Source organism: Prevotella aurantiaca (assembly GCF_015262605.1).
Taxonomy (GTDB): Bacteria; Bacteroidota; Bacteroidia; order Bacteroidales; family Bacteroidaceae; genus Prevotella; species Prevotella aurantiaca.
Genome location: NZ_JABZSJ010000087.1, coordinates 1 through 6,948 on the forward strand (window position 1 = coordinate 1; position 6,948 = coordinate 6,948).

Annotated in this window: 6 protein-coding genes; 5 read left to right on the forward strand and 1 reads right to left on the reverse strand. The window is 37.9% G+C overall.

Annotation, left to right across the window (positions count from 1 at the left end; genetic code table 11):
• The first annotated feature begins 168 nt into the window (after positions 1 to 168).
• A complete protein-coding gene (locus HXN26_RS10600) occupies positions 169 to 285 on the forward strand; it encodes a DUF1266 domain-containing protein (RefSeq protein ID WP_273161201.1) in 117 nt (38 codons plus the stop codon).
• A gap of 218 nt (positions 286 to 503) precedes the next feature.
• Here HXN26_RS10600 and HXN26_RS10610 read toward each other — a convergent pair whose 3' ends face one another.
• A complete protein-coding gene (locus HXN26_RS10610; protein ID WP_273161202.1) occupies positions 504 to 1,754 on the reverse strand; it encodes a M16 family metallopeptidase in 1,251 nt (416 codons plus the stop codon).
• A gap of 81 nt (positions 1,755 to 1,835) precedes the next feature.
• On the opposite strand from HXN26_RS10610, the gene HXN26_RS10615 reads away from it, so the two are divergent.
• The 4 genes from HXN26_RS10615 to HXN26_RS10630 all read left to right on the forward strand — a co-directional run bounded on the left by HXN26_RS10615 (position 1,836) and on the right by HXN26_RS10630 (position 6,824).
• Entirely contained in the window at positions 1,836 to 3,032 is a 1,197-nt protein-coding gene (locus tag HXN26_RS10615) for an FprA family A-type flavoprotein (RefSeq protein WP_273161204.1), read from the forward strand.
• 4 nt (positions 3,033 to 3,036) lie between these two features.
• Complete coding sequence (locus HXN26_RS10620) at positions 3,037 to 4,170, forward strand: acyltransferase family protein (RefSeq protein ID WP_273161206.1); 1,134 nt, start codon at positions 3,037 to 3,039, stop codon at positions 4,168 to 4,170.
• 576 nt (positions 4,171 to 4,746) lie between these two features.
• Positions 4,747 to 5,487, forward strand: a complete 741-nt coding sequence (locus HXN26_RS10625) for an HmuY family protein (protein WP_273161208.1) — start codon at positions 4,747 to 4,749, stop codon at positions 5,485 to 5,487.
• 119 nt (positions 5,488 to 5,606) lie between these two features.
• Positions 5,607 to 6,824, forward strand: coding sequence for a T9SS type A sorting domain-containing protein (locus HXN26_RS10630; protein WP_273161210.1), 1,218 nt, complete (start codon positions 5,607 to 5,609; stop codon positions 6,822 to 6,824).
• Positions 6,825 to 6,948: the final 124 nt, after the last annotated feature.

Here is a 6,948-nt window from a genome sequence, read left to right on the forward strand (position 1 = left end):
ATAATGATTATTAGGTAGTTACAAGGATTTTAAGCACATTTTTGTCATATAGCCCTTCTTTTTAATATATCTTTGCGACCGAATAATAATATTTTAAGATAACAAAATTATTATGGTTTGTCATTTAATTATAGCAAACAAAGGATAGAAAAAATAATAAAAAGCTATATGAAGAAAAAAGAATTTGTACGTATTGGTACTGCTGGTTGGAATGCGACTCGTTTAGTTTCTATTTCTCGTATGAGTGCCGAATTAAAATATATTAGAGAAGATGAGCTATGGTAATTTATCGATAAAGCCGATGAAAGGCACATCAGTCGCTTACTTCTTGGAAGTACTTCCGTAAAAGTTATATCATCGGACTTTGTCTTTGGGGTGCCGACAAATATGAAATTAAGCGTCAGATTCGTGAAATTTATAAGTTGCTTGATAATCCTAAAAGTACTTGTCTAACTTTCTTCTTTGCTAAATAAATGCTTATTTTTGAAACAACTAAACTATCGTTATTTATAAATTAGCGTAGTTAGGTTTTCCTTTACAAACAAGTCTTTTGCTACATTCTGAATGTCTTCTGCCGTAACTTTATCTATCTGTGCATAAAGGTTTGTAATATCTTTCTCCCAGCCATAATGTAGGTAACTCTTTCCAAAGTCGAGAGCAAAACTCTCACGACTATCACAAGCAATTCCTATCTGCCCCTTTATTTGTCGTTTTGCAATTTTAAGTTCTTCGTCCGAAAGAGGGCATCTCATCATTTCATCAAGTTCTTCATAAACTAATGCTAAACAGCGGTCAGTATCTTGCGGATCACAACCGAAATATATACTCCACATTCCTATTGCACTAAACGATGCAAATGTACTTTCAACTGTATATACCAACCCATTTCTTTCTCGCAACGAAAGGTTTAAACGAGCACTCATACCAGGTCCACCCAAAATATTGTTGAGTAAATAAAGTGCAATACGCTGTTTATCGTGAACAGAATAGCCTCGTGTACCTATCATAACATGGGCTTGATGTGTCTTTTTATGCACAACAATGTTCGATGCTTGGTATGTTTCTGCACCTTTTATTATAGTAGCCGTAGCATCTTCGGTATAATCGAGTTGTAGTGGTTCGGTAGGAATAATATCTCCTGAATACTGTTGCAAGAGTACAACAACTTGGTTGAAATCTACATCACCATAAACAAAGAAAACAGAGTTATCGGGACGGTAATATTTATTTGTAAAGCGCTTTGCATCTTCAGAAGTAAATTGGCGCACCGTTTTAGCAGTTCCAAGAATACTATGCCCTAAAGGAAGGTTTTTAAAAAGAAGATTCTCGAATTCGTCATAAATTAGTTCTGCAGGACTATCATTGTACGATTCTATTTCATCGCATATCACTTCAACTTCTTTTTCTATTTCCGTTTGCGGATAAACGCTTCGAAAAACAATATCAGATAGTAAATCTACAGCTAACGGAAAATGTTCACGGAGAATTGCAGAATGATAAACCGTAGTTGTTTTTGTAGTATAAGCATTTAGGTCGCCACCTACATTTTCGAGACATTTAATAATATCCAAACTATCCCTTCTTTCTGTTCCTTTGAACGTAACGTGCTCGCAGAAGTGAGCAATACCCTCTTCTGTTGTTGTTTCGCTTGCTGCTCCCACATTTATTTCGTAGCCACAATAAACTACGGATGAAGTAGAAGGCAGATGAATAATGCGTAAACCATTATCTAACCTTGTTGTGTTATATTTCATTATGGCTACAAAATTACTGATTTTCTTTTTGAAATATGACTAATTTGTGCTACATTTGCACTGAAAAAACTAACAAACAATATGATAGAAATAACAAATAAGCTCTACTATGTAGGCGTAAACGACCGCAACAAGCAGCTTTTTGAAGGCTTGTGGCCATTGCCCAATGGAGTAAGCTACAACTCTTATCTCATCGATGACGAGAAAGTTGTACTGATAGACACAGTAGAAGTAGACTTCTTCGTGCAATTCATAGAGAACATACGCGAAGTAATTGGCGACCGAAAGATCGATTATCTTGTTATCCATCACATGGAACCCGACCACTCGGGCGGTTTGGCACTTTTGAAACAGTATTATCCTGACATTCAAGTTATCGGAAATAAAAAAACATTCGACCTTATGTCTGGCTTTTATGGCATAAAGGAAAACACCATAGAAGTAAAGAATGGAGATGTTTTGGAATTTGGAAATCATTCGCTTCAGTTCTTTATGACACCAATGGTGCACTGGCCTGAAACAATGATGACATTATACAAAGGCGAAGATTCTGCACTTTTCTCTGGCGACGGCTTTGGTTGTTTCGGTGCTTTGAATGGTGGTATTATTGACAAAGATATCAACACAGAACCTTACTGGCTTGAAATGGTGCGCTACTATTCAAATATTGTTGGCAAATATGGTACACCTGTTCAGAACGCATTAAAGAAACTTGCTGGTGTTAAGTTCGATTATATTTGCTCTACACATGGTCCTGTTTGGCACGAAGAAGTAGAGAAAGTAGTTTCATTATACGATAAGATGTCGAAATATGAAACAGAACCTGGTCTTGTTATTTGTTATGGCACAATGTACGGCAACACTGAACGAGTAGCTGAACAAATAGCACGCGCTGCTTCGGCTGAAGGTATTAAGAACATTGTAATGTACAACATTTCAAAAACTCCACACAGCTATATTCTTCGTGATATTTTCCGCTACAAAGGTCTTATTGTTGGTGCGCCAACTTATAACAATGGTTTGTATCACGAAATGGAAGTTTTGCTTTCTGAGATTGATAACCACGACATTAAGAACCACTATATTGGTTGGTTTGGTTCGTATGGTTGGGCAAGTAGAGCTGTTCATGCTATCGGTGAATGGAACGAAACAAGAGGACACTTCGAAAAAGTGGGTGAACCAGTAGAAATGCGACAAGCTCTTAACGAAGAGGTGAAGGCTGAATGCTGGCGATTAGGCCGCGAAATGGCAGCAAAATTGTTGGCTGACAAGGCTTAAACGTATGCGCATAAGTATGAATACGGCTGATATTCAGTCGCAAGTTATCAATTTTTTGCGATTGCCATTGGTGGTGTTGGTACTTTTTGTTCATTCTAATTTTCATGGTATTGGCGCTGATTGGGACATTTTTTGGACAACTAATTCAACGGGAATAGGTCCACAACTTCCGTCTCTTGGTGCTATTATAGACTTTATATCGGGTTCGCTGGCTCTGCTGGCGAATCCGTTTTTCTTTTTCTTTAGTGGTGTTTTGTTCTTTCGTGAGGGAACATTTTCTCAGGATTTGTATTTGCAGAAGCTGTTAAGGCGGACATTTTCTTTACTCTTGCCTTACGTACTTTGGATTGCTACATTTCTTTTTCTTTTATCTGTTGCCGAAGGTTTATTGCCAAACTGGACTGCTATTGTGCATAAACCTATCGAGCAGTTTAGCGTTTCCGATTGGTTGTTGTGCTTTTGGGATATTAGTAAGATTGACGGACAGGGCGGAATAGCTGCGCCTTTAGTAATTCCCTTTTGGTTCATTCGCGACTTAATGGTACTTTGTCTTTTCTCGCCTATAATATATAAGGTGTTGAAATGGCTTACCGATGTGCGAAAAGAAGTGCCGACTTTGTTGTTTGTTGCTTTGCTTTACGCTTCGCGCTGGGTTCCTTACGATTTGCCTGGACTTAATTTGCAAGGACTTTTATTCTTTTCTTTCGGTGCTTTCTTCAGCATTAAGCAGATAAAATTTGTTGATGTTATGCGTCCGTTAAAATGGGGTGGATTGTTTTTTGCAGTGTTTGCGTGGCAGGTAGAGAGTGCTAACTTAATGTATGCAGGTCTGATTGTCTTCACAATTTCGATGGTAACACAGTTTTTAGAGCATCGCAAACGTCAAAATAAAATTGGATTTCCACTGCCTACATTCTTAACTGATGCTTCTTTCTTCGTATTTGCTTATCACACGATGGCGCTTGGCGGAATTATTTTCTTGATGAAACGTGGAATAATAGTTCCTCATAATACATTCGAGGGCTTTGCTATTTATTTGCTGAGTCCACTTTCGATGCTTGTTATCGGTGTAGCTTTACATTGGTTGCTCAACAGAATTGCTCCTCGCATTGTTGCTCTTTACTGCGGTGGCAGATAGAAGCAACAAAAATAATATTTTCTAACAAAAAGTTGATTGTATAGAAAATTATTCGAACCAACTAGGTTTTTGCATTCCTAATAATAATTAACCATAAGTAGGTATAAATGGAATAGAATGATGCCTCAATAAAGAAGATATCTTTATTTTATTTGCTTTTGAGCGTTTTAGTTAAATTGTCGCCCATTGGTTTCTATTATTTTTTGCTTTTTCATATAATATTTTCGTCTAGTTTATAGGTATCTTATTCCGTTATCATCGGCATGATAACGCATTATCATATGTATGAAAATTGATTATCATACGTCTGATAATGCATTATCATATGTATGTTAATTGATTATCACATGTCTGATAATGCGTTACTATCGGTATGATAATGGACTTTCTTACCGATAAGAGTAAGAAATGAAAAAGAAGATTTCTGAACTTAATCAGTCTATAATGACCGAAAAAGCAAAAAAAGATACCTACTCGAATTGACTCAAAATACTAAGTATAAGGTATTGTGCGACTTTTTCATATTCGGTAATTTTGCACCCAATTCAACTAATTTTATAAATTTAAATACTATCAATGATGAATATTAAATCAATTTTGGCATTATCATGCCTTTCTGTATTGTTGCTTACATCGTGCGGAAGCGAAGATGCACCAACTCCGAAACCTGACCAACCAGAAGATGTACCAACAAAAACACTTTCTTTCGTCACACAAAGAAAGACAATGGAAGACTACGACAAGTGGGTTTACGTTAATCTTGAAACTGGAGAAACTGTAATGAAAGATGATGTTAGTGCACAGGAATGGCGTACCTATTCGGAAGATGGTAAAAAGAAAGACCGATTTGGAACATACGACGTAACAAAAATGGTAGACGAACGCCCATCTAATGCACCTGAAAAATGGCACTTGGCCTTTCATGTTTACGACGTAATGACCAATGGCGGAGAAGCTCACATGTCTGATACAACCGACATAAACACCATTAAAACATTGCCAACAAACGTAAAATGGGTAAGCGATGTAAAGGCTTACCTTATCTACGATATGCGAGGTATGATGCAAAAGCCTGCCGTTCTCGGCTATATGAAAAGCTATGTGAACATGGGACTCTACTACTGGATGCACAAGGTAAGTGGTACCATGGGAGAATATACACTCACAATGGCAAAATCAGACCCAGAAAAGACACCCGTATTCCTTGTTAAGTTCAAAGACGGAAGCTATGCTGTTATCCAGTTTACAGGTTTGAAAGACGCAACAGGCAAGCAAAAGGAAGTCAGCTTCAGATATAAATACGTAAAAAATAATTAATCAGAAACATAGAAAGGAACTCTAAAAAGGTTCCTTTCATTCTCAATGACGTACGTACAATTGCATAGTTGTACGACACGTCTACCAATCAGTAACAATTAAATAATTAAAAACAAACAATGAAAAAACTATTACGTTTGACCATGGCGACAATAATGCTCGCCACAACACAAGTTAGTACAGCCCAAGTTAAGATGGCTCCCAACTATTTTCGCGCCGACCCAGCAGTCTACAAATACAGAATGGCGCAGGTAGTAGATTGGAAAGGTTCGGAAGACGAGCAGACAACAAAGTACATTTACGATGAACGCGGCTGTCTTATCAGAGAAGAATACGGCATGAACAAAACCCCTGCAGTTTATGTTTACAACTACTCATACGACGAAAAGGGCTACATGATTAAGAAAGAAGAAGTGGCTTTAAACACCAGCAATAACTTTCCGGTAACTTCTTCCAGACACATTTACAAACGCGATGAACACGGATATGTAACCGAATATACTCGCGCTACGCACCACGGCACTGAACCCGATGTAAACACACTTACCGAAGATGTCATTATGAAGTTTGTTTACGATGACCAAATGCGCCTCGCTCGTGTAGATATTCGTCAATACGACTATCCATTAGATAAGATAGAAGAAAACGTTGGACGCATTTGTAAAGTAGAATATGACGATAACGGACACGTCAGCTGTGTTAGTCAGATATACCCGGAGGGCGATGAACTTGTGTGGAAAGAAGAATTTAAATACGATGAAAAAGGTCGTCGCATTTCTATAAAGAAGGTTCCTGGTCCTAACTACACTGTTCAAGACCGACTGACATGGACATGGCACTACGATGATGATGGCGATATTGATGAACACGGTAGTAGCAATGGATTCCAAAAAGAATACGTATACGACAAAACAAAACTTGCTTCTGAAACATTTATGATACTCGAAGCTACCGAAGCTGAATGGGCATTGCAAGGTCCTCTGAACTGTACGCTATTCAAAGAGTTGCCAATGGAGAAGTTCTTCTCACATGCGCCGGTAGGCGAAACAACTGATGAATCAGAAATAACTTACGAGCCAACTGGTACAGCCAGCAGCATTAACGACATTGAAACCACCGTGAAACCGCTGCAAACATACGTCGTTAGAAATCAGCTCATGGTAAATATTCCAGCAAATCTTGTAGGAAAAACCTTGCAAATATTCAGTGCTACCGGTGCATGTATGCGCACTATTGCCGCAAATGGTTCGCAAGCAACACTCAACATCGAGAACTTTGCTCCAGGAATGTACGTCGTTAAAATTGCTAATCAGTCTGTGAAGTTCATCAAACGATAAATAAATGTCTGCTAATTGATTTAATCTTAAAAAGCGAAACATCAATTTGATGTTGAAAATAGCAAATGGAAAAGAGGGTGTGTCAAAATTGATACATCCTCTTTTTTATGCACAAAGCTCCGAC